The organism is Paracoccus sp. pheM1 (assembly GCF_018499825.1).
Classification (GTDB): Bacteria; Pseudomonadota; Alphaproteobacteria; order Rhodobacterales; family Rhodobacteraceae; genus Paracoccus; species Paracoccus versutus.
This window is the reverse complement of sequence record NZ_JAGXCX010000003.1, coordinates 586,074-606,942: the sequence shown is the minus strand read 5'-3', so window position 1 is coordinate 606,942 and position 20,869 is coordinate 586,074. Positions and strand designations below refer to the sequence as shown.

Below are 20,869 nucleotides of genomic sequence, written 5' to 3'. Positions count from 1 at the left end.
CCTTTCTCAGGCGGCGGCGATTGGTTCGATCAGTGCGTTGGCCGAGGGCATGTCGCCCGGATCGGCGCCCTGCGCCCGCATCTGTTTCTGGATGGCCCTGACATCGACGTCGCGCAGCGCGCAGTTCGCCTCCAGCGCCTTGGCCACGGCCACGCCCGCGGCCTCGCCCTGGGCCATGCAGGGGGGGATTTCGCGCGATTGCTTCTGCGCCTCGCTTTCGACGGAATAGTGGCGTCCGGCGACGATCAGGTTGTCGATGCCCTTGGGCAGCAGCGCCCGGTAGGGGGTGTAATAGTCCCGGCCACGGCAGACCGAGTCGTCGAAATGGCGGCGCCGTTTCACATCGTCCTTGGTGACGACGTATTCGCCCTGCAGCAGCCGCGTCTGCCGGATGCCCATCTGCTCGGCCGCGCCCAGCATCTTGGCATTCTCGAAGCCCGGCAGGTTCGCGCGGGCGAATTCCAGCAGCGCCATCATCCGGCGGCGGCCTTCGTATTCGGCCTCGACCATGTGTTCCGGCGACAGGCCGTCATAGCCCGGCATATGCGGGCAGTTGCACCAGACGACGCCGGGCAGCGGCGTCTTCAGCCACCACATCCCCCAGGCCCCGCCGATGACCCGCCTCGCCTGGCGGTCCAGGGCCTTGAAGGCTTCGGGGTTTTCATATTCGAACGCTTCCGCCTTGGCGGTGTCCACGTCCATCAGGCGAAAGACCGTCGTGACGATGAACTGTCCGGTCGCAAAGGACGCGCCCGCCGAGGCCGCCACGTCCAGGTCGCCCGAGGCATCGACCACCATCCGCGCCCGGATCGCCTGCCGGCCCAGCTTGGTCTGCACGATCACGCCGGTGACGCGGTTGTTCTCGACGATGGCTTCCGAAAACCAGCTGTGGGTGCGCAGCTCGATCCCGGCCTCGGCGACCAGGTCCAGGCTGACCCGCTTCCAGGCATCGGGATCAAAGGCGACCGCGTGGATGATCGGCTGCGGCATGCCCTGCTTGTGAAAGTCGATGCAGCCCCAGCGCGCCCATTTCCGCCACATTTCCCAGTTGGTCAGGCAATCTTCGGGCGGGGGAAAGACGGCGCCGTCCTGGCGCTGCATCCTGTCCACGAATTCGCTGACGATGCCGGTGGTGACGATCTCGATCCCGTCGTTCACCATGTCGTCCAGCACAAGGACCATGCCTCCCGACGCCATGCCGCCCAGGTGGTGATAGCGCTCGACCAGCGTCACCCGCGCCCCGTTCCGGGCGGCCGACACGGCGGCGGACAGACCTGCCGGTCCCGCCCCGATCACCACCACATCGGTGTCGCTGACGACCGGCACCTGCTCGGCCGTGGTGGTAAGAAAATCCCTGATGCGATCGGTCATTTTGGACAAGCTCCTCCTGTCACGCCGGGGCGGGTCGGGCCCACGGCGTCGATTTCCGGTTGTTTTCGAAGGGTCTCAGGCTACCAGCGCACGATCCGGCGTTCGGCCAGCGTGACCAGGGCGAACATCAGGACCGACAGCCCCGAGGACATGAGCACCGTGGCGTAGAGCAGCGGCGAGTTGAAATTGAAGGTCGCGTCGATGATCAGCGCACCCAGGCCCAGATCCGCCCCGACCCATTCGCCCACGATCGCACCGATGACCGAGGTCGTGGCCGAGATTTTCAGCGCCGAGAACAGGAACGGCAGCGACGACGGCAGGCGCATCTTCCAGAAGACCTCGGCCTTCGAGGCCGACAGGATGCGCGCCAGTTCCAGCGTCTGGGGGCTGACCGATTGCAGGCCGCGCACCATGTTGACCAGGGTCGGGAAAAAGCAGATCAGCGCGGCGATCACCACCTTTGCCGTCATGCCCGGCCCGAAGATCAGCACGAGGATCGGCGCGATGGCCAGGATCGGGATCGTGTTCACGAAGACGGCGATCGGGAAGAACGCCCGCTCGACATTGCGGGAATGGACAAAGGCCACCGCGATCAGGATGGCGGCCAGATTGCCCACCACGAAGCCCGCCACGCTCTCGAAGAAGGTGGGCCAGAAGTTCTGCATCAGCAGCGGGAACTTCTCGACAAAGGTGACGGCGACATCCGAAGGCGCGGGGGCGATATAGGTCGGCACGCCGAAGGCCCTGACCCCCAGTTGCCACAGCCCGATCAGCGCGACTGCCGTTGCGATGGGCACGATGGTCGAGACCAGCCTTTCCTTGCGCGCCGCGCTTCGGGCGAGGGCATGGGGATCGGCGATGCCAAGGTTTTCGATGACAGCCATCAGCAGGTCTCCAGAAGTTCGCGCAGATAGCTGCAATAGCGGTTGAACTCGGGCGTATCGCGCAGTTTCATCTGCCGCGGCTCGGGCAGGTCTATATCGACGATCTCGCGCAGGCGTCCGGGATTGGCGCGCAGCATGATCACCTTCTGCCCCAGGAAGACCGCCTCGGAAATGGAATGGGTCACGAACAGGATCGTCGTTTCCGTTTCCCGCCAGATATCCAGCAGCTGAAGGTTCAGCCGGTCGCGGGTCATTTCGTCCAGGGCGCCGAAGGGCTCGTCCATCAGCAGCAGCTTGGGCTGGCACAGCAGCGCGCGCGCAATGGCGACCCGCTGGCGCATCCCGCCCGAAAGTTCGTGCGGAAGGGCGTTTTCGCGCCCCTTCAGGCCGACCAGCTCCAGCAATTCGCGCGGATTGCGCGGCCCGGTGGGGATTGCGACCCCGCGCTTGCGCCCGATTTCCAGCGGCAACTCGACATTCTTCAGCGCCGACCGCCACGGCAGCAGGGCGGCATCCTGAAAGACGAAGGCGAATTCCCGCGCCAGCCGCGCCTCTTCGGTCGTCTTGCCGAAGATCGAGACATCGCCCCCCGCGGCGGGGATCAGGTCCGAGACCAGCCGCAGCAGCGTGGACTTGCCGCATCCCGACGGGCCAAGGATGGTGTAGAACGCACCGGCCTCAAGCTCCAGGTCAAGCTTGTCGATCGCGGTATAGGTTCCGAAGCGGACCGTTGCCGCGTCCAGCCGGGCCGCCGAAGCGTTCCCATGCGTCGCACCGACCGGCTGCCCCACAAGGGTTTCCATGGGTTCCATCATGTCGTTCAACCGTATACCGGCCGCACCGCGGCGATTTCATCCAGCACCGAAAGGGTCATGACGTCATCGGCCGCAGGCGCCGCGCCTTCGAACTGGCCAAGGCGATCGTAGATGTCGATCTGCGCCTGCCAGTTTTCGCGCGTCATCGTGCCCCAGCCGTGTTCGCGCGTCACCTCGTTGAAGCTGTATTCGACCACGGAACCCACCGCCGCGAGTTCGGCATCCCGGTCGAGGTTGGGATAACGCGACACGAGGATGTCGACGGCGGCCTCGGGATTGTCATGCACCCAGCCCCAGCCGCGGGCGATCGCGCGCAACATCCCGCGGACCTGCTCGGGGTTTTCGTTCAGCGACTTGTCGGTGACATAGTAGGGATTGGCGTAAAGCTTGATGCCCGCATCCCACAGGGTCATGTCGACCCGCTCGGGCCCCAGCACCGACAAGGCGCTGACATTGGTTTTCCAACCCGTCACCACATCGGCCTGGCCCGTCAGCAGCGGCGACATGTCCGCGCCCATCACAAGCACCTCGACCTGATCCTCGGGGATGCCGTTGGCGGCCAGCAGCGCCTGCAACAGGATCCGCGCGGTGCCGTTGGTGGCGACGGTCTTGCCGATCAGATCCTTCGGCTCCCGCACCGGGTTCTTCTCAAGCGAGAAATAGGTAAAGGGGTGCTGCTGATAACCCGCCGCGATGCACTTGACCGGCAGCCCCTGGGAGCGTGCCAGCATCAGCGACGGGCTGGAGCTGATGGAACCGATCTCGGCCCGTCCCGACGCGACCGAGGCAACGCCGTCCACGTTCGGACCCCCGGCAACGACGTCCAGCGCCAGCCTTTCCTCGGCGAAATAGCCGTTCTGATCGGCGGCCAGCTCGCCCAGGATGCCATTCCCCGCCAGCCAGCCGAGTTGCAGCTTGATCGTATGGGTGTCGTCGGCCCAGGCCCGTTCGATGCTGATCCGGGTTCCAACAAAGGCGGCGCCAAGGGCCGTCATACCCCGCAGCAGGCTGCGCCGGTCCATCCTTGCTCTGTATCGCATCTTTCCATCTCTCTGTTGGTGGGAAGGCGGCCCTTGTTTCGACCTTGTTGCCCTGACTTTAGCGTTGCAGAGGCAGTGCAGATAGAAGAAAGTTCTGCCAACGGTGGTGCAGAAAACGCATCACCCCCCTTTCGCGTGGAGGCAGCATGCATACCAGCTTCCTGAAGTATTTCGACGAGGTCGCCCGACAGCGGTCGATCCGCAAGGCGGCGCAGCTTCTCAACGTCTCCTCGACCTCGGTCAACCGCAAGATCCTCAACGTCGAACAGCGGCTGGGCGTCTCGATCTTCGACCGCACCCCCGAGGGGGTAGAGCTTACGGCAGTCGGCGCGATCCTTCTCGAGCATTGCCGCACGGTGCTTCACGATTTCGAGCGCACCAAGATCCTGATCGACGACATGCGCGATCTGCGCACGGGGCATATCAATATCCACACGATCGATTCGATTGCGATGGGCTGCCTGCCTCGGGCGATGAATGAGTTCGGCAAGATCTATCCCGACATCTCGATCTCGGTCACGACCGCCCAACCCGAGGACGCCTTGCAGGCCGTGGCCGGCGGCGCGGCAGAGATCGGGATCGCCTTTACGTTCTCGGACCATCCCGGCGTCAGGCTGCTATCCGAAAAATCCGCGCCCTTCGGCGTCATCGTCCGTCCCGACCATCCGCTTGCGGGCCGGACCAGTGTCACCATCGACGACATTGCCGCCTACAGGCTGGTGCGCACCATAGACGCCCGAGGCGGCAATTCGATCATCGACCAGGCGATCACGACATTGGTGACGCCGCTGTCGACGCATATCTTCACGAACACTTTGTTTCTTGCGAAGCAGATGATCCTGGGCGGTCACGGGATCGGGCTTTACACCAAGATCGGCTTCTACGACGACGTCGAGGACGGCCAGCTCCGCTTCGTGCCGCTGATCCAGGAGATGCTGGCAAACATCCGGGTGGGGATCTTCGTATCGACCTCAAGCCCGATCGACCCGGCCAAGCATCTGATGTGCAACGCGCTTGCAAAAGAAATGGCAAGCATGCGCCTGGATTCCTGAACCCCGAGGCATATCCGTAGCACCCCCCGGCCCATGGCCGGAAGATTCGGCGGGTTCCGCCCAGCCCGCCGCTTCGGATGCCGATACGGGCGATGCCTGCCAGGATGTTCGCCGAGAGGTCCGATACGACCCTCAGCCAGCCAAAGGCGCAGCGCGCAGCAGGTCTGCGGCATCCCGACCTGGCTCTCGACGGCCGGCCCGCTACTGGCGGCGAGGCCAAGAAATACGCATCGCGCGGCAGTTCATCCGCCCGAACGGCGGCCGCTTTCCGGTCAACGCCTCGCTGGCTCATCTTCGTCCCTGGATCGTCGCGATGAGCCAGATATCCTTCCGCCTTCAACCAATTCCGTCCCATGGGCCCCGGCGGCCGGACACGGCAGGGTGGTCCTGCGGCCGGAATTGTTGCAAGATGGAGCCATGCGACAGATATGCGATATGCGATCCGGCGGAGGGAGGATCTCCGCCCCGGCTCAATGGCGCCTGAACCGTCCTCGCGACGGATTCGTGCAAGCTGATGACGAATTGGCGCAACTTGATGCCGTTTCAACCGGGCTATTCCGGGATAGCGCCGATCAGGCCTCCATCTCTGCCCGAGGGAAAGACGGATATGGAAATAATTGGTTTCATTGCGAATAACTGGCCGGTCATCCTGCGTCTGGCGGGCGAGCACATCTCGATCGTTGCCGTGGCCGTGGGGCTGGCGATCCTGACGGGCGTGCCCATCGGCATCGCCATCACCCAGAACCGGCGCGTCGCGGACGGGGTGCTCTATGTAGCCTCGATCATCGTCACCATTCCCTCGATCGCGCTCTTCGGCCTGATGATCCCGATCCTGTCCAAGATCGGCCAGGGGATCGGCTGGCTGCCCGCGGTGATCGCGATCCTGCTCTATTCGCAGCTGCCCATCGTGCGCAACACCTATACCGCCATCACCAACGTCGATCCGGCGCTGCGCGAGGCGGCGACGGGCATGGGCATGACGCCCTTTCAGCGGCTGACCCGGCTCGAGATCCCCATCGCGATCCCGGTCATCATGGCGGGCGTGCGGACCGCCGTGGTCATGAACATCGGCGTCGCGGCGATCGCCGCCTATATCGGCGCCGGCGGCCTGGGCGTGCTGATCGCGCGCGGCATCTCGCAGACCGACCCGCGCCAGCTTGTCACCGGCGCTCTCGCCGTCTCCCTTCTCGCCATCGTGGCCGACTGGGCGCTTTTGCAATTGCAAAAGCGGCTGACCCCGGCCGGGCTGAAACGCTGACGCTTCCGAGCAAGGACTTTTGCGGATGATCCGACTCGAAGACCTGACCAAGAGATTCAAGACCCCCGGCGCCGACATCGTGGCCGCCGACCGGGTGAACATGGAAGTGCCCACCGGCGAGATCTGCATCCTGCTGGGGCCCTCGGGCTGCGGCAAGACCACGGCGCTGAAGATGATCAACCGGCTGATCCCGCCTACCAGCGGCAAGATCTACATCGACGGCCAGGACACCTCGCAGCTGGACGATATCCAGCTGCGCCGCAACATCGGCTATGTGATCCAGCAGATCGGCCTGTTCCCGAACATGACCGTCGAGGAGAACATCTGCGTCGTTCCCCGGCTGCTGAACTGGGACATCCGCAAGGCCCGGCAGCGCGCGGCCGACCTGCTCGACCTCGTCGGGCTCGACCCGCGCCAGTTCCTGCGGCGCTATCCCAAGGAGCTGTCGGGCGGCCAGCAGCAGCGCGTCGGCGTCATCCGGGCGCTGGCCGCCGATCCGCCGGTCATGCTGATGGACGAGCCCTTCGGCGCCATCGACCCGATCAACCGCGAGATCATCCAGGACGAGTTCCTGAAGATGCAGGCCGAGTTGAAGAAGACCATCATGTTCGTCAGCCACGACATCGACGAGGCGGTGAAGATGGGCGACAAGATCGCCATCTTCCGCGCCGGCCGGATCGAGCAATACGACACGCCCGACATGATCCTGGCCCATCCCGCCAATGCCTTCGTCGCCGATTTCGTGGGCGCGGACCGCACGCTCAAGCGGCTGCGGCTGGTCACGGCCGAAGAGGTGGCCTCCACCGAGGTGCCGGTGACCGCGCGGTCGACCAAGGTGTCGGACGCGCTGCACCAGCTGACCGTCGCAAAGGCGCGCCGCGCGGTCGTCATCGACAGCGACCGTCGCCCGGTGGGCTTCGTGACCGCCGAAGAGATGGCCGGCGCCTCGGGCGCGGTCCGGGACTTTGCCCATCCGCTGCCCGCCACGGTGCCGATCCGCGCGGACCTGCGTGCCGTGGTATCGGAAATGTTCGCGCATGACACGATGTGGCTGGCCTGCACCGACGATCACGGCCGCTTCGCGGGCGTCATCACCCAGCCGGACGTGACCGCGGCCTTGCGCGCGACCTATGGCCCCGACAAGGGCGCGGGACCGGAACAGGGGGCGTCATGACACGCTGGCTGGGTCTGGGGCGCGGGGCGACGATGCTGCTGGTCTTCCTGCTGGGCATCTGGGTGGCGACCTCGGGGTTGCTGGACCAGATCACGGCATACTGGGACGACATCACCTACCTGACGCGCCAGCACGTGTTCCTGGTCGCCAGCTCCGGCGGCGCGGCGATCCTGGCGGGCGTGCCGGTGGGCATCTGGCTGTCGCGCCCCTCGATGGAGCGCTATGCCGAGACGGTGATGCAGGTCTTCAACATCGGCACCACCATCCCGACGCTTGCGGTCATCGCATTGTCGATGACGCTTCTGGGCATCGGCTTTCCCCCGGCCTTCTTCGGGCTGTTCGTGGCCTCGCTCCTGCCCATCGTGCGCAATACCTATGCCGGGCTCCTGGCCGTGCCTTCGCACCTGAAGGAGGCCGCGACGGGCATGGGCATGACGCAGCGGCAGATCCTGATGCGGGTCGAGATCCCGAATGCGCTCTATGTCATCTTCTCGGGCATCCGCACGGCGCTGGCGATCAACGTGGGCACGACGCCGCTGGCCTTCCTGATCGGCGGCGGGGGCCTGGGCGAACTGATCTTCACCGGCATCGACCTCATGGACACGGGCATGCTGCTGGCGGGCGCGGTCCCGACGGCCGCGCTGGCCGTGGCCGTCGATTTCCTGATGGGACAGGCGCAGTTGCGGCTGATCCCGAAGGGCGTGAATCCGCTTCGATAAGGCGGAACAAAACCAACAGCCAAAGGGAGCTAACACCATGAACATCACCGTCAAATCCGGCCTTGCGGCACTTGCCTTCGCGGCATTCGCAACCGGCGCGCAGGCGGACGACATCGTCGTCGGCGGCAAGAACTTCACCGAACAGCAGATCCTGTCCGCGATCACGCAGCAGGTGCTGGAAGCGAACGGCCACAGGGTCGACAATCGCGCCGGCATGGGCTCGGCCGCGGTGCGCCAGGCGATGGAGAACGGCCAGATCGACGTCTACTGGGAATATACCGGCACTTCGCTGATCACCTACAACAAGATCGAGGAAAAGCTGGACCCCCAGCAGACCTATGACACGGTCAAGGAACTGGACGCCCAGAAGGGCATCGTCTGGCTGAACCCGTCCCAGGCGAACAACACCTATGGCCTGGCGATGCGCGCGGCGGATGCCGGCGAAAAGGGCATCGCCTCCATTTCCGATCTTGCGGCGGCGATCAATGGCGGCCAGGCGCTCAGCTTCGGCTCCAACGCCGAATTCTATGCCCGCCCGGATGGGCTGAAGCCGCTGGAGACCGCTTACGGCTTCGAGTTCGGCCGCGCCAATGTCAAGCGCATGGATACCGGGCTGGTCTATCAGGCGCTGCGGGACGGGCAGGTCGACGTGGGGCTGGTCTTTGCCACCGACGGCCGCATTCCCGCCTTCGACTTCACCGTGCTGGAGGACGACCAGGGCTATTTCCCCAGCTATGCGCTGGCGCCCGTGATCCGCACCGAGGTGCTGGAGGCGAACCCCGGCATCGGCGACCTGCTGAACGAGGTCTCGGCCAAGCTGGACGATCAGGTCATGGCCGCGCTGAATGCCAGCGTCGACGTGGACAAGGTCTCGGTCGAGAATGCGGCGGCGAAGTTCCTGCAGGATAACGGCCTTATCTGAGGTGGAACGGGCGGGGGCGGCGGCGCCCCTGCCCTCGGGGTGGTGATGCGAAAGGGCCGGGGCGATGACGACCAGCAAGACGATCACCATCGGGGCCGCGCAATTCTCCAGCGAGATCGGCGATGTCGACGCCAACCTGGACCGCCATCTGCACTGGATCGCGCGGGGGCGCGAGGCCGGGCTGGACATGCTGGTCATGCCGGAACTGTCGCTGACCGGCCATTACGGCTCCGAGAACCTGCTGGACGCCGCCATGTCGCGCAAGGATCCGCGGCTGAAGCGGCTGGCCGAGGCGGCGGGGCCGATGGCCGTGACGCTGGGCTTCATCGAGGAGGGGCCGGCCGCGCAATTCTACAACGCGGCCGCAATCCTGTGCGACGGGCGGATGATCCATCTGCACCGCAAGGTGAACCTGCCCACCTATGGCAAGCTGGAAGAGGGCAAGCATTACGCGCCCGGCCGCTTCGTCGAGACCTGCGAGCTGGACGGCCATTGGCGCGCGGGCCTGCTGATCTGCGCCGATGTCTGGAACCCGGCGCTGACCCATCTGGCCTTCCTGCATGGCGCCACCCTGCTGATCTGCCCGGTCAGTTCCGGCGAAGAGGCGGTGGGCGCCGATTTCGACAACCCCGGCGGCTGGGCGCTGACCTGCCGGTTCTATGCGATGATCTATGGCGCTCCGGTCGTCATGGTGAACCGCACCGGGACCGAGCGCGACCTGACCTTCTGGGGCGGTTCGCGCATCGTCGATCCCTTCGGGCGCGAACTGGCCGTGGCCGGTTCCGGCGAAGAGATCATCGCCGCGACGCTGGATTACGACGTGCTGCGCCGCGCGCGCCACCTGCTGCCCACCGTGCGCGACAGCAACCTGGCGCTGGTCCAGCGCGAGACGGCGCGGCTGATCGACACCCTGGGCGTCCCGGATTTCGTCCGCGAATGAGGCAAGACGACGATGCGCGATTTCTTCCTGAATGACGAGGACCGGGCCTTCCGCGCCGAGATTCGCGATTTTCTGGCCCGCGAACTGGCCCCGCGCGTGGACCGGATCGAGCGCGACCAGGATTTCGCGGCCCAGCTGGAAGTCGCGCGGGCCCTGGGCGAGGCCGGCTATCTGAAGCTGATGTTCCCCGACCTTTACGCGGGCAGCCTGTCGCGGCCCGGCCTGACCCATGCGGTGATCGTCTCGGAAGAGGCCGCCTATCTGAACTACGCCTTCGAGACGACCGTCGCCACGGCCCTGTCCTGCGCCTACCCGATCCACCGCCATGCCCGGCCGGCGCTGCGCGAACGCTACCTGATGCCGATCCTGGAAGGCCGCGCCGTCGGCTCGATCTGCATGACCGAGCCGAATGTCGGTTCCGACAGCGCCGGCATGGAAACCGCGATCCGCTTTGACGCGGCCAGCCGCGAATGGGTGATCGACGGGTTCAAGCGCTATATCTCGAACGCGACCAAGGCCGATGTCTATATCGTCTGGGGCATCACCGATCCCGACGCCGCCCCGCAAAAAGGCATGAGCGCGGTGCTGGTTCCCGCCGATACCCCCGGCCTGTCCTTTCCCCGCCTTTACGACTTCATGGGCCGGCGCGGCTCGGTCGTGGGCGAGGTCGCGCTGGACGGGGTCCGCGTCCCCGAGGAAAACCTGCTGGGACAGGTGAATGCCGGCTTCCGCATCATGCTGGGCGCCTTCAACTTCGAGCGGGTGATCCTGGGCGGCTCGGGCCTGGGCGTCGCGCGCGCGGCCTTCGACCTGGCGCGGGACCACGCGCAAAGCCGCGTCAGCTTCGGCGAGCGGCTGGGCCAGAAACAGCTGATCTGGGACATGATCGCGCAGATGAGCTGGCGGATCGACGCGGCCGAACTGCTGACCCAGCGGGCGGCCAGGATGCATGACGGCGGCATCGGCGGCAAGGATCTGATGCGCGAGGCCAGCCAGGCCAAGCTGGTCGCGACCGAAACCGCCGTCTTCTGTTCCGACCGCGCGGTGCAGATCCTGGGCGGCGACGGCGTCACCTGCCAATACGGCCGGGTCGAGCAGCTTTACCGCGACGCCCGCGCGCTGCCCATCGTCGGCGGCAGCTCCGAGATGTGCAAATACCTGATCGCGGCACGCGAGATGCCGGCGATCCGTCCCAATCTGTGACAGGCAGGGGAAACCGATGCATATCGCCCGCATTCTCGAGGCTTCCGCCGACCGCTACCCGGATCACCTGGCCCTGGTATTCGAGGACCGGCGCTGGACCTATGCCGAATGGCTGGCCCGCGTGCGCCGCTTTGCGCAGGCGCTGTCCGACCTGGGGGTGCGGCCGGGGGACCGCGTGGCCTTTTATGTCTCCACCTCTGAAAACTCGGTGACGACCTATTTCGCCTGCCAGATGCTCGGTGCGGTGGCGGTGCCGATGAACTTCCGCCTTTCGGCGGGCGAGGCCGCCCATATCCTGCAGGATTCCGGCGCCCGCGTGCTGATCTATGGCCGCAGCCTGACCGGGAACGTCGAAAGGATCGCGGCGCAGATGCATTCGGTCCATGATTTCATCGGCTGCGCCTACGACCGGGCGCATATCCCCGCCGGCCACCTGCATTTCGAAACCCTGGCCGAGCAGACCGCGGACCGCGACGAGCCACGCATCATTCCCTCGGGGGATGCGATTTCCTCGCTGGTCTATACCTCGGGGACGACGGGTCGGCCCAAGGGGGTGATCCACACCCATGCCAACGACATCGCCATCGCGATGAACTGCGTCATGGAATATTCGCTGAACCATACCGACAATGCGCTGCATATCGCGCCGCTTTACCACGTGGGCGGGATGCAGGCCTATTTCATTCCGCACCTGCTGGTCGGCGGCACCAATGTCGTGATCGGCCGCTACGAGGCGGAAAAGACGCTGGACACCATCGCGGCCGAGCGCATCACCACCCTGTTCGCCGTGCCCACCCAGATCCAGGAGATGCTGTTTCATCCGCGCTTCCGCGATCAGGATCTGTCCTCGCTGCGGCTGATCACCACCGGCGGCGCGGCCATTTCCGCCGCGACGATGGCGCGGGTGATGGCCGAGTTCTGCCCGGCGATCTTCAACGGCTACGGCATGACCGAGGCCTCGCTGACGCTGGTGCTGCATCCGCAGGACGCGCTGCGCAAGCTGGGATCCTGCGGCAAGCCGACGCTGATTTCGGAATGCCGGATCGTGACCGACGACCCGCTGCGCGAGGTGCCGCCCTCGGAAACCGTGCCGCGCGGACAGGTGGGCCAGCTGATCGTGCGCGGCCCGCAGGCGATGCAGGGCTATTGGAACAACCCCTTCGAGACGCAGAAGAAGCTGAAGGCGGGCTGGATCTATACCGGCGACCTGTTCAGCCAGGACCGGGACGGGTTCTATTATTTCCACGGCCGGGCCGACGACATGATCGTCTCGGGCGGCGAAAACATCCATCCGCGCGAGGTCGAGGAGATCCTCTATCGCTGCCCCGGCGTGCAGGAGGTGGCGGTCGTCGGGCTGGCGGACGAGAAATGGGGCCAGGCGGTGACGGCCTTCGTCGTCCGCTCAGACCCGGCGCTGAGCCCGCAGGCATTGGACGCATTCTGCAAGGCCTGCGAGGATCTGGCGCCCTACAAGCGGCCCCGCCGCTACGAGTTCCTGGAAAGCCTGCCGCTGAACCCCAGCGGCAAGGTGCTCCGGCGCGAACTGGTCGCGCGCCACGCCCCGCAACCGGCTGCCTGAGGACGACATCATGACATCGCCCTTTCACGATTTCCTGCACGACATGCGCGCGGCGGACATGCCGGATGCGGTGCTGGACCTGGGCCGCCGCTGGCTTCTGGACCTGCTGGGGGTCGCGGCGGGCGGCAGCCGGACGCGGCTGTCGCGCATCATCCGCGACCACGCGGCGGCACATTTCGGCGCGGGCACCCGCGCGGCCCCGATGCTGATGGATGGCCGCATGGTCAGCCCGGCGGGCGCGGCGCTGGCGGGCGGCATGACCATCGACGCGCTGGACGGCCATGACGGCCACAAGCTGACCAAGGGCCATGTCGGCTGCGGCAGCCTGCCCGCCCTGCTGGCGCTGATGCAGGCCGAGGGGCGGGCGGACGACCGCGAGCTTCTGGCCGGTCTGGTCATCGGGTATGAGATCGGGACGCGCGCGGGCATCGCGCTGCACCGCACCGCCTGCGACTATCACACCTCCGGTGCCTGGATCGCGGTTGCGGCGGCGTCGCTGGGCGCGCGGGTGCTGGGGCTGGACGGCGCCAGGACACGCGAGGCCATCGGCATCGCCGAATATCACGGCCCGCGCAGCCAGATGATGCGCTGCATCGACCACCCGACCATGGTCAAGGACGGCTCGGGCTGGGGCGCGATGGCCGGGGTCTCGGCCGCCTATCTGGCGGCGGATGGTTTCACCGGCGCCCCGGCGATCACGGTCGAGGGCGCGGATGTGGCCGACCTGTGGGCCGATCTGGGCACGACCTGGCGCATCGCCGAGCAGTATTTCAAGCCCTGGCCGGTCTGCCGCTGGGCGCAGCCCTCGGTCCAGGCGGTGCTGGACCTGCGGGCGCGGCATGGCGTGACCGCCGATCAGGTCGAGCGGATCGAGATCGCCACCTTCCACCAGTCCCGCCGCCTTGCCACCCGCGATCCGGCCAGCACCGAAGAGGCGCAGTATTCCACCGCCTATCCCGCCGCCGTGGCGCTGGTGCGGGGCCGCGTCGATCCCGCGGACGTGGCCGAGGACGGCCTGGCCGACCCGCTGATCCGCGCCCTTGCCACCGGCATGACCGTCACCGAGCGCGAGGATTTCAATGCCGCCTTCCCGGCCCGCCGCTTTGCCGATGTGCGGCTGGTGATGAAAAGCGGCCAGGTGCTGGAATCCGGCCCGACCGAGGCGGCGGGCGACCCCGAGGCGCCGGCAACGACGGATGCGGTGCGCGCCAAGTTCCGCGCCTATGCCGCGCCGGTTCTGGGCGAGATCCGCGCCGCCGAACTGGAAAGGACCGTGGACCGGCTGGGCGACGGCGGCGGCTCGGGGGCGCTGTTCGGCCTGCTGGGCGCGACCTGAGCGGCGGCTCAGGCGATGCGGCGCGACCGGGCCCGCGCGGCGCGTGCCTGTTCGCGCATCTCGCTGGGGCGTATCCCATAGAATTCCTTGACCCATTTCGAGAAATGCGAGGTCGAGGCGAAGCCCGTGGCGACCGCGATGTCGATGATCGGCTGTTCGGTGTAAAGCAGCATCTCGCGCGCACGCTCGACCCGCAGCGACAGGTAGCAGCGCGCCGGCGTCATGCCCAGGAAGCTGCGGAAGTTGCGCTCCATCTGCCGCTCGCTGACCCCCGTCAGCGCGGCCAGCCTTTCGATCTGCAACGGCGTCTCGATATTGGCCTGCATCAGCCGGATGGCCATCTGCATCGTCCCCGGCAGGGTGCCGATCTGTTCGGCCCGGCCGCCCTGCTGGTTCTCGCCCGCATCGCGCATGCGGGCATGGTGGAACTGGTTGGCGACCCCGTTGGCCAGGTCGCGCCCGTGCAGGTCAGCGATGATATGCAGCATCAGGTCCATCGAGGCCGTCCCGCCCGAACAGGTCAGCCGGTTGCGGTCGATCTCGTAAAGCGTGCCGGTGATCGGCAGGTGGGGGAAATCCTCTTCGAAGGCGGCGCGGTTTTCCCAGTGGATGGTGCAGCGATAGCCGTCCAGCAGCCCGGCCTTGGCCAGCAGGTAACTGGCCGTGGACAGGGCGCCGATGGCCCGGCCGCGATGCGCCGCCCGCCGCAGCGCGGCAAGATAGGGGCGTTCGTCCTGGGGATCGACGCGCGCGCCGCCGCAGATGAACAGGGCGTGGTTGCGCTCGATCGCCTGGTCGACGGGGATGGCCGGAAACGGGATGCCCGAGGAAGGCATGACCGGCTGGCCGTCGATGCTGCACAGATCCCAGCGAAAGGCGTCGCGCCCCAGCAGGCGGTTCGCGGCGCGCAAGGGTTCCGTCGCCGAGGCTAGGCTCAGCATCGAGAGCCCCTCGATCATCAGGAAGGCGAAGCACAGGGGCTCGCCCGCGTCATGGTAGAACATCGGCGGATCCGGGTTGCGATGCGCCATGTTCGGCCAAGCCGCCCCGCTCTTCAAGTCGCCCTGCTTCAAGCGGTCCGCATCAGGCCGAGGCCATCGCGGCGGGCAGCCAGCCCTGAAGCGCGTCCCAGTCCGGCTCCAGCCGGTCGAAGCGGGCCAGCCGCAGGCTGGAGAGATCGGCGAAATCGCAATGCCCCCGCATCACCAGCTGCATCAGCGCGCGGCCCGAGGCCGGCGACAGGCCGAAGCCCACGCCGGACAGCGTGGCGACGGTCAGGTTCTGCCACGGTGCCGGACGGTCGATGACCGGGCGGCCGTCGGGGGTGTTCTCGATGATGCCAGCCCAGCTGCGGATGACGCGGGCATGGGCGGCCTTGGGCAAAAGCTCGGCCACGCGCCGGGCGATGCTGCCCGCCAGCGGAGTCGAGGGGCGCGGCCCGCCCGGTTGTTCCTCGGTCTCGACCCATTCATGCGGGCCGCCGCCATAGGCCAGGTTGCCGCGCAGGGTCTGGCGGCCATAGAGCCCGTTGCCGTCGATCCCGCCCAGCGGCATCAGCGGCAGGGGCTCGGTCACGATCATCTCGGCGCGGGCGGCGCGCATGGGGATCGCCACCTCCAGCATCGCGGCCAGCCGGCCGGTCTGCGGGCCCGCCGCGATGACCAGGTGGTCGCAGCCGAAGACGCCCCTGTCGGTCTCGACCGCCGTCACCCGGTCGCCCTGTCGCCGGAAGCCGGTGACGGTGACGTGCTGGCGCAGCCGCCCGCCGCGGTCGCGCAGCGCCCAGGCATAGGCCTGCACGGTGCGGTGCGGGTTCGCATGGCCGCCGAAGTGATAGTAATGCCCGGCATGGACATTGTCCCCGGCCAGCGGCACCAGCTCGCGCACCGTCTGCGCATCCAGGTCGTCGGCGCGGAAGCCCTGCTTGCGGGCATTGGCCACGGCGCGGCCGTAAAGTGCGAACTGCTCGGGCGACAGCGCGATGCGGATGCGGTTCGGCCGGAACTCGGTCGGATAGCCCAGCAATTCGTCCATCATCGGCCACAGCCGCTGTTCCTCGGCGAAAAGCGGGCTGTGGTGGTGCGAGCAGCCGCCGCCATTGCGCCCCGAGGCCTCCCAGCCGGTGATGCCGCGTTCCAGCACCAGCACGTCGACCCCCGCCTCGGCCAGCCAGAAGGCGGTGGAAAGGCCGGTGACGCCGCCGCCGATCACGATGACCGGGGCGCCGCGATTGTCGTCGCCGGCGTCGATGCCGGGGATGGGGTTATTCGCTGACATGTTCCTTCTCCGTCGCAAGCGCGGCGACCGTGTAATGTTCCTCGACATCCCAGAAGGGGACCCATTGGCGCGGCATGCCGAACCAGGAATCCCAGGCGGCGGCGATGGCGGGATCCTCGGGCATGGCGGCGGCGGCCAGGCTGATCGGCCGGACCGGGCTGCGATAGCCGGCCAGCGGCACCACCCCCAGCGACAGGTCGTCCTGCAAGGCCAGCAGCGCCTGGATCTGCTCGCGGCAGCGGCGGCCCTGGCAGGGCCCCATGCCGGCGCGGGTCAGCCGCTTGATCTGGTCGGGATCGGGCGGCCCCTCGCCCAGGATCTGGGTCAGGCTGCGCGTCAGGTTCGGCAGATGCGGCGCGTTCAGATAGCGCGGCGGGCTGACCTCCAGGATCTCGCGCGCCGTGACCTCCTCGCATTGGCAGACCGGCATCTCGGCCACGGCCTCGACCACCGAGGCGCGGACCCAGGCCTTGCGGTATTCGCCCAGATCGGCGGCGGGGCCGGGCTGCGGCGCGTTCTCGGCCGGAGCATCCGCCAGCCCCAGCGCCGCCAGCGCGGCCCCGGCGGCCAGTCGCCCCTCGGCATCGGCCAGCACGGGATCGGCGGTTTTCGCGGGCCAGATGCCCGCGCAGTCGCCGGCGGCGCGGATGCCGGGCAGGCTGGTTTCGCCGCCCGCGCCCAGCAGCGGCACGAAGCCGCCGCGATCGTTGTCGAAGGCACAGCGCGCGCCCGCGGCATGCAGCAGGTCGATCATCGGCACCGCGCCCACGCCCAGCAGCACGGAATCGCAAGGGATGGTGCGGTTGCGCAGCACCAGCCCGGTGACGCCATCCGCGTCCGAGGTGACGCCGCGCGGCGCTTCGCCGGTGACGATCTCGACCCCGGCGGCGCGGATGCGCGCGACCAGATCCTGGGGCGCGGCGGGGGCGGCGGCCTGTTCGACCACGGCGGCGATGGTCACGCCCGCGTCGATCAGGTCCAGCGCCGCCAGCAGCGCCTCGGGGGTCGAGCCCAGCATGACCGCGCGCCGGCTGTCCAGCGCATCGTAAAGCCGCGCCAGCATCAGCGCGGCGCCGGCGCCCAGCACGCCGGGCAAATCCCAGCCGGGGAAGGCCAGCCCCATGTCGCGCCGCCCGCTCGCCACGATGGCCTGGTCGAAGCCGACCAGATGGCTGCCCTGGCCCTCGTCCACCAGCCCGGCGACCAGGCCGGGCATCCAGCCCAGGTTGGGCTGGTTGGCGAACAGCCCCCAGCAGGCGGTGCCCAGGCGGATGTCGATGCCGGCCTCGAACAGTTCGACCAGATCGGGCCGCGCCTCCAGCATCCGTTCGGTCATGGCGTTGCGGTTGCGGACCGCGCCGCCCATGCGGCCGCCCCAGATCTGCGGGACGCTTTCGCCCATGGTCTCGAAGGGCACCGGATGTTCGTCCACCAGCAGCACCTGCGCGCCGCCCCGATGCGCGTGGCGGGCGGCGGCGATCCCGGCGGGGCCGGCACCGACGATCAGGATCTGGGTCCGTTCCGCGATCTCAAGGCGCTTGCCGGCGACGGATCGGGGGTCTGTAGTCATCTTGCGTCCTCTGGTGGCTGGTCGGCGGGCATCGCGGCAGGGTCATCCTTGGGGCAAGGCCAGCCCCGCCGACATCAGGTTTCCGCCCGGAAGGAAAAGGAATCCGACCGTGATCCGGGTGTCAGGCCAGCTTGATCTCGACATCCGACGCCGCGCGGGTCGAGCAGGCCAGCACATAGCCCTCGGCCGCCTCTTCCGGCGTCAGCCCGCCGTTCGGCCGGCTGTCGACCCGGCCCGAGACGATCCGCACCATGCAGGTGCCGCACATGCCTGCGCCGCAGCCGCAGGGAATGACGACCCCCTGGCGCAGGCTGGCCTGCAGAAGCGTCTCGTCCGGGCGGATGCCGATGGCGCGGCCGTTCACGGTCAGGCCGAAACCGGGGGCATCGGCGGCGGCGGTTGCCATGGGCGGCGGGGCCAAGTCGGCACCGCCGAAGCTTTCGGTGTGGAACTGCGCCCGCGCGCCGCCCTCGGCGGCATGGATCAGCCGGACCTCGTGCATGAAGCCCTGCGGGCCGCAGCAGAACACCTCGCGTCGCCCCAGGTCGGAGATGGCGGCGGCCAGCCGCGCCCGGTTGATCCGCCCGCGATAGCCGAACCAGCCGGGGGCGGCCTGGCTGACGCTGACCGCCACCGCCAGGTTGGGCATCCGGCCCTGCATCTCGGTCAGTTCGCGGGCAAAGAGCACCTCGGCCGGATCGCGGGCGGCGTGGAACCACGCCAGATCGGCTTCGGGATCGGTTTGCGCCAGATGCCGCAGCATCGCCATCATCGGCGTGGCCCCCGACCCGCCCGAGACGAAGGCCAGCCGGTCGTTGCCGCGCAGCCCCAGGGTGAAGGCGCCGCGCGGAGGGCGGGCCTGGATACCCCTGCCCTCGCGCAGGTTCCCGTGCAGCCAGCGGGTCGCGCCGCCCGGCGCCTGCGCCTTGATCGTCAGTTCAAGATCGCCCCCCGCGCCGCCCGAGATGGTGAAGCTGCGCCAGACCGGACCCCCCGGCAAGGGCACCCTCAGCGCCAGCGCCTGGCCGGGCACGAAACCCACCGGGCCGTCGCCTGCGCGCAGGCGGAAGGTCTTGACGGTGGGCGTCTCGTCGCGGACGGCGATGCAGGACAGCGACAGCAGGGCCGCTGAAGGGGCTTGCATGTCCATGCGCCTTACTCCGCCGCGATCCGCGCCTGCGGGCCGCCGGTGAAATCACCCATCTTGCCCGCATACCATTCCGAGAAATTGTTCAGCATGAACTCGGAAGGCGCATAGGGTCCGGGCCGGTAGGCGCGCGACAGGATGCCGCGATGGTTGTTCTCGGCCAGCACGCGATCCTCGTCATTGGTGGCCAGCCAGACCTCGGTCAGGCGCCGAAGGTCGTAATCCACGCCCTCGACCGCATCCTCGTGGACCAGCCATGTCGTGCGCACCTCGGTCCGGTTCGCCGACAGCGGCAGCACCCGGAAATGCAGGATGTGGTCGGACAGGAAATGGTTCCAGTTGTTCGGCACCCGGAACATGCGGACCGAGCCCAGGTCGGGTTCGGTGAAATCGGCCAGAAGCTTGTTGCACGCGGGCTTGCCGTCCATGGTGAAGGACAGGCAACCCTCGTTGAAGGGCAGGCGGATGCAGCGGAACTCGACGCCGCCCTCGGCCGGCTTGTGCGGCAGCCCCAGCCCGTCCCAGCGCGCAGCCGAGCGGTCCATCAGCCCCTGGAATTGCGCCTTGACCAGCGGATCGTCGGGCAGGGCGAATTCGACCAGCGTCACCAGCAGTTCGGGGTGGTTGCCCGCGCAGTGATAGCATTCGCGGTTGTTCTCGATCACCAGCTTCCAGTTCGCTTCCTCGACGATGGTCGAGGTGAAGGCGACCTTGGTGCGGTCGGGCATGTGCGGGGCGATATAGGGCGTGACCCCGGCGCGGAAGCGCGCCAGCGAAGGGGGCTGCTCGGCAAGGCAGATATAGACCATGCCGCAGATCACCTCGACATGGACCGGGACGAGGCCATGGGCCGCCCTGTCGAAATCCTCGGGCATCTGGCGGGCATTGATCAGGCTGCCGTCCAGTTCGTAGACCCATTGGTGATAGGGGCAGACCAGGCGGTTCGCGCGCCCCCTCTCCTTCTGGCAGATCAGCGAGCCGCGATGGCGGCAGCTGTTGTGAAAGGCCGCGATCCCGCCCTCGCGGTCGCGCAGCACGACGACGGGATTGTCGCCGACCTTCAGCGTCAGGTAGTCGCCGGGGCGCGGAATCTCGACCACGTTGCAGGCAAAGATCCAGTCGGTTTCGAACACCGCCTGCATGTCGGCGCGAAAGATCTCGTCGTCGACATAAAAGTCGCGGGGCAAGGAATGGCCGGGCCGGCGCTGGTCGAGCAAACCCGCTATCCGTTCTTTCAGCATTCTCGGCAACCTCTTGAGAAACCTTCCGATGGGGACGCATTTCGGCATTCGCGGGCATCCTGTCCCGCGCCCTTGTTCCGGCGCAGCAGCAATGCGACATCGGCCGTCAGCTTTCCGACGAGCCACGCAAAGAGGTTCCTGCCGCGGCTGGAAAGGGAAGGATGGGATGCCCGCCGGCGGGTTGCAGCTTGCGCCCTGCATGACCAGCCCGCATGGGCGCCAAGGGCAATCGCCGAAACGGAACATGGCCGCCCCCGAACGGGGATGGGGCCGCTCCGTCGCATGGCTTGATCCGCCCCCCGGCCTAATGAGGATGGCAAAATCCGCAGCAATGTCCCCAG

Annotated in this window: 18 protein-coding genes; 9 read left to right on the top strand and 9 right to left on the bottom strand. The window is 67.5% G+C overall.

Annotated elements, in window-relative coordinates:
• Nucleotides 1–6: 6 nt before the first annotated feature.
• The 4 genes from KF941_RS25645 to KF941_RS25630 form a co-directional block, all read right to left on the bottom strand.
• Nucleotides 7–1,371, bottom strand: coding sequence for an FAD-dependent oxidoreductase (locus tag KF941_RS25645; protein ID WP_214274973.1), 1,365 nt, complete (start codon nt 1,369–1,371; stop codon nt 7–9).
• Between the two features lie 80 nt (nt 1,372–1,451).
• The gene (locus KF941_RS25640) at nt 1,452–2,255 is read right to left on the bottom strand and encodes an ABC transporter permease (RefSeq protein WP_214274972.1); all 804 of its coding nucleotides are present in this window, start codon (nt 2,253–2,255) and stop codon (nt 1,452–1,454) included.
• Nucleotides 2,255–3,058, bottom strand: coding sequence for an ABC transporter ATP-binding protein (locus KF941_RS25635; protein ID WP_214274971.1), 804 nt, complete (start codon nt 3,056–3,058; stop codon nt 2,255–2,257). The genes KF941_RS25640 and KF941_RS25635 overlap by 1 nt, the downstream gene beginning before the upstream one ends.
• Before the next feature lie 17 nt (nt 3,059–3,075).
• Complete coding sequence (locus KF941_RS25630; protein WP_214274970.1) at nt 3,076–4,110, bottom strand: ABC transporter substrate-binding protein; 1,035 nt, start codon at nt 4,108–4,110, stop codon at nt 3,076–3,078.
• Between the two features lie 146 nt (nt 4,111–4,256).
• Here KF941_RS25630 and KF941_RS25625 point away from each other — a divergent pair, with 146 nt between their 5' ends.
• The 9 genes from KF941_RS25625 (at nt 4,257) to KF941_RS25585 (ending at nt 14,293) form a co-directional block, all read left to right on the top strand.
• Nucleotides 4,257–5,162, top strand: a complete 906-nt coding sequence (locus tag KF941_RS25625) for a LysR family transcriptional regulator (protein ID WP_036750583.1) — start codon at nt 4,257–4,259, stop codon at nt 5,160–5,162.
• A gap of 607 nt (nt 5,163–5,769) precedes the next feature.
• Nucleotides 5,770–6,420 carry an ABC transporter permease gene (locus tag KF941_RS25620; protein ID WP_036750581.1) on the top strand — a complete coding sequence of 217 codons (651 nt, stop codon included), beginning with the start codon at nt 5,770–5,772 and terminating at the stop codon, nt 6,418–6,420.
• Between the two features lie 25 nt (nt 6,421–6,445).
• Nucleotides 6,446–7,594, top strand: a complete 1,149-nt coding sequence (locus KF941_RS25615; protein ID WP_214274969.1) for a betaine/proline/choline family ABC transporter ATP-binding protein — start codon at nt 6,446–6,448, stop codon at nt 7,592–7,594.
• Nucleotides 7,591–8,313: an ABC transporter permease gene (locus KF941_RS25610; RefSeq protein ID WP_072461849.1), complete on the top strand. Its 723-nt coding sequence runs from the start codon at nt 7,591–7,593 to the stop codon at nt 8,311–8,313. Before KF941_RS25615 ends, KF941_RS25610 begins: the two co-directional genes overlap by 4 nt.
• A gap of 37 nt (nt 8,314–8,350) precedes the next feature.
• Nucleotides 8,351–9,235 (top strand): glycine betaine ABC transporter substrate-binding protein, encoded by an 885-nt coding sequence (locus KF941_RS25605; protein ID WP_214274968.1) that lies wholly within the window; start codon nt 8,351–8,353, stop codon nt 9,233–9,235.
• 64 nt (nt 9,236–9,299) lie between these two features.
• Nucleotides 9,300–10,175 carry a nitrilase-related carbon-nitrogen hydrolase gene (locus tag KF941_RS25600; RefSeq protein WP_114537418.1) on the top strand — a complete coding sequence of 292 codons (876 nt, stop codon included), beginning with the start codon at nt 9,300–9,302 and terminating at the stop codon, nt 10,173–10,175.
• A 12-nt stretch (nt 10,176–10,187) separates the two neighbouring features.
• The gene (locus tag KF941_RS25595) at nt 10,188–11,378 is read left to right on the top strand and encodes an acyl-CoA dehydrogenase family protein (protein WP_214274967.1); all 1,191 of its coding nucleotides are present in this window, start codon (nt 10,188–10,190) and stop codon (nt 11,376–11,378) included.
• A gap of 16 nt (nt 11,379–11,394) precedes the next feature.
• Nucleotides 11,395–12,957 (top strand): long-chain-fatty-acid--CoA ligase, encoded by a 1,563-nt coding sequence (locus KF941_RS25590; protein WP_214274966.1) that lies wholly within the window; start codon nt 11,395–11,397, stop codon nt 12,955–12,957.
• 10 nt (nt 12,958–12,967) lie between these two features.
• Nucleotides 12,968–14,293 (top strand): MmgE/PrpD family protein, encoded by a 1,326-nt coding sequence (locus KF941_RS25585; protein WP_214274965.1) that lies wholly within the window; start codon nt 12,968–12,970, stop codon nt 14,291–14,293.
• 8 nt (nt 14,294–14,301) lie between these two features.
• Here KF941_RS25585 and KF941_RS25580 read toward each other — a convergent pair whose 3' ends face one another.
• The 5 genes from KF941_RS25580 to KF941_RS25560 all read right to left on the bottom strand — a co-directional run bounded on the left by KF941_RS25580 (nt 14,302) and on the right by KF941_RS25560 (nt 20,528).
• Nucleotides 14,302–15,297 carry a GlxA family transcriptional regulator gene (locus KF941_RS25580; RefSeq protein ID WP_052095713.1) on the bottom strand — a complete coding sequence of 332 codons (996 nt, stop codon included), beginning with the start codon at nt 15,295–15,297 and terminating at the stop codon, nt 14,302–14,304.
• A 79-nt stretch (nt 15,298–15,376) separates the two neighbouring features.
• Entirely contained in the window at nt 15,377–16,570 is a 1,194-nt protein-coding gene (locus tag KF941_RS25575; protein WP_214274964.1) for an FAD-binding oxidoreductase, read from the bottom strand.
• A complete protein-coding gene (locus tag KF941_RS25570) occupies nt 16,557–18,140 on the bottom strand; it encodes an NAD(P)/FAD-dependent oxidoreductase (protein WP_214274963.1) in 1,584 nt (527 codons plus the stop codon). Before KF941_RS25570 ends, KF941_RS25575 begins: the two co-directional genes overlap by 14 nt.
• Nucleotides 18,141–18,261: 121 nt before the next feature.
• Nucleotides 18,262–19,290 carry a hybrid-cluster NAD(P)-dependent oxidoreductase gene (locus tag KF941_RS25565; RefSeq protein WP_214274962.1) on the bottom strand — a complete coding sequence of 343 codons (1,029 nt, stop codon included), beginning with the start codon at nt 19,288–19,290 and terminating at the stop codon, nt 18,262–18,264.
• Between the two features lie 5 nt (nt 19,291–19,295).
• Nucleotides 19,296–20,528, bottom strand: a complete 1,233-nt coding sequence (locus KF941_RS25560; RefSeq protein ID WP_072461841.1) for an aromatic ring-hydroxylating dioxygenase subunit alpha — start codon at nt 20,526–20,528, stop codon at nt 19,296–19,298.
• Between the last annotated feature and the right edge of the window lie 341 nt (nt 20,529–20,869).

Excerpts from the sequence above, each read along its gene's own strand:
- KF941_RS25590 (WP_214274966.1), top strand. The coding sequence starts at position 11,395 with ATGCATATCGCCCGCATTCTCGAGGCTTCCGCCGACCGCTACCCGGAT.
- KF941_RS25620 (WP_036750581.1), top strand. The coding sequence starts at position 5,770 with ATGGAAATAATTGGTTTCATTGCGAATAACTGGCCGGTCATCCTGCGT.
- KF941_RS25625 (WP_036750583.1), top strand. The coding sequence starts at position 4,257 with ATGCATACCAGCTTCCTGAAGTATTTCGACGAGGTCGCCCGACAGCGG.
- KF941_RS25595 (WP_214274967.1), top strand. The coding sequence starts at position 10,188 with ATGCGCGATTTCTTCCTGAATGACGAGGACCGGGCCTTCCGCGCCGAG.
- KF941_RS25615 (WP_214274969.1), top strand. The coding sequence starts at position 6,446 with ATGATCCGACTCGAAGACCTGACCAAGAGATTCAAGACCCCCGGCGCC.
- KF941_RS25600 (WP_114537418.1), top strand. The coding sequence starts at position 9,300 with ATGACGACCAGCAAGACGATCACCATCGGGGCCGCGCAATTCTCCAGC.
- KF941_RS25585 (WP_214274965.1), top strand. The coding sequence starts at position 12,968 with ATGACATCGCCCTTTCACGATTTCCTGCACGACATGCGCGCGGCGGAC.
- KF941_RS25610 (WP_072461849.1), top strand. The coding sequence starts at position 7,591 with ATGACACGCTGGCTGGGTCTGGGGCGCGGGGCGACGATGCTGCTGGTC.
- KF941_RS25630 (WP_214274970.1), bottom strand. The coding sequence starts at position 4,110 with ATGCGATACAGAGCAAGGATGGACCGGCGCAGCCTGCTGCGGGGTATG.
- KF941_RS25570 (WP_214274963.1), bottom strand. The coding sequence starts at position 18,140 with ATGACTACAGACCCCCGATCCGTCGCCGGCAAGCGCCTTGAGATCGCG.
- KF941_RS25565 (WP_214274962.1), bottom strand. The coding sequence starts at position 19,290 with ATGGACATGCAAGCCCCTTCAGCGGCCCTGCTGTCGCTGTCCTGCATC.
- KF941_RS25605 (WP_214274968.1), top strand. The coding sequence starts at position 8,351 with ATGAACATCACCGTCAAATCCGGCCTTGCGGCACTTGCCTTCGCGGCA.
- KF941_RS25575 (WP_214274964.1), bottom strand. The coding sequence starts at position 16,570 with ATGTCAGCGAATAACCCCATCCCCGGCATCGACGCCGGCGACGACAAT.
- KF941_RS25560 (WP_072461841.1), bottom strand. The coding sequence starts at position 20,528 with ATGCTGAAAGAACGGATAGCGGGTTTGCTCGACCAGCGCCGGCCCGGC.
- KF941_RS25635 (WP_214274971.1), bottom strand. The coding sequence starts at position 3,058 with ATGGAAACCCTTGTGGGGCAGCCGGTCGGTGCGACGCATGGGAACGCT.
- KF941_RS25640 (WP_214274972.1), bottom strand. The coding sequence starts at position 2,255 with ATGGCTGTCATCGAAAACCTTGGCATCGCCGATCCCCATGCCCTCGCC.
- KF941_RS25580 (WP_052095713.1), bottom strand. The coding sequence starts at position 15,297 with ATGTTCTACCATGACGCGGGCGAGCCCCTGTGCTTCGCCTTCCTGATG.
- KF941_RS25645 (WP_214274973.1), bottom strand. The coding sequence starts at position 1,371 with ATGACCGATCGCATCAGGGATTTTCTTACCACCACGGCCGAGCAGGTG.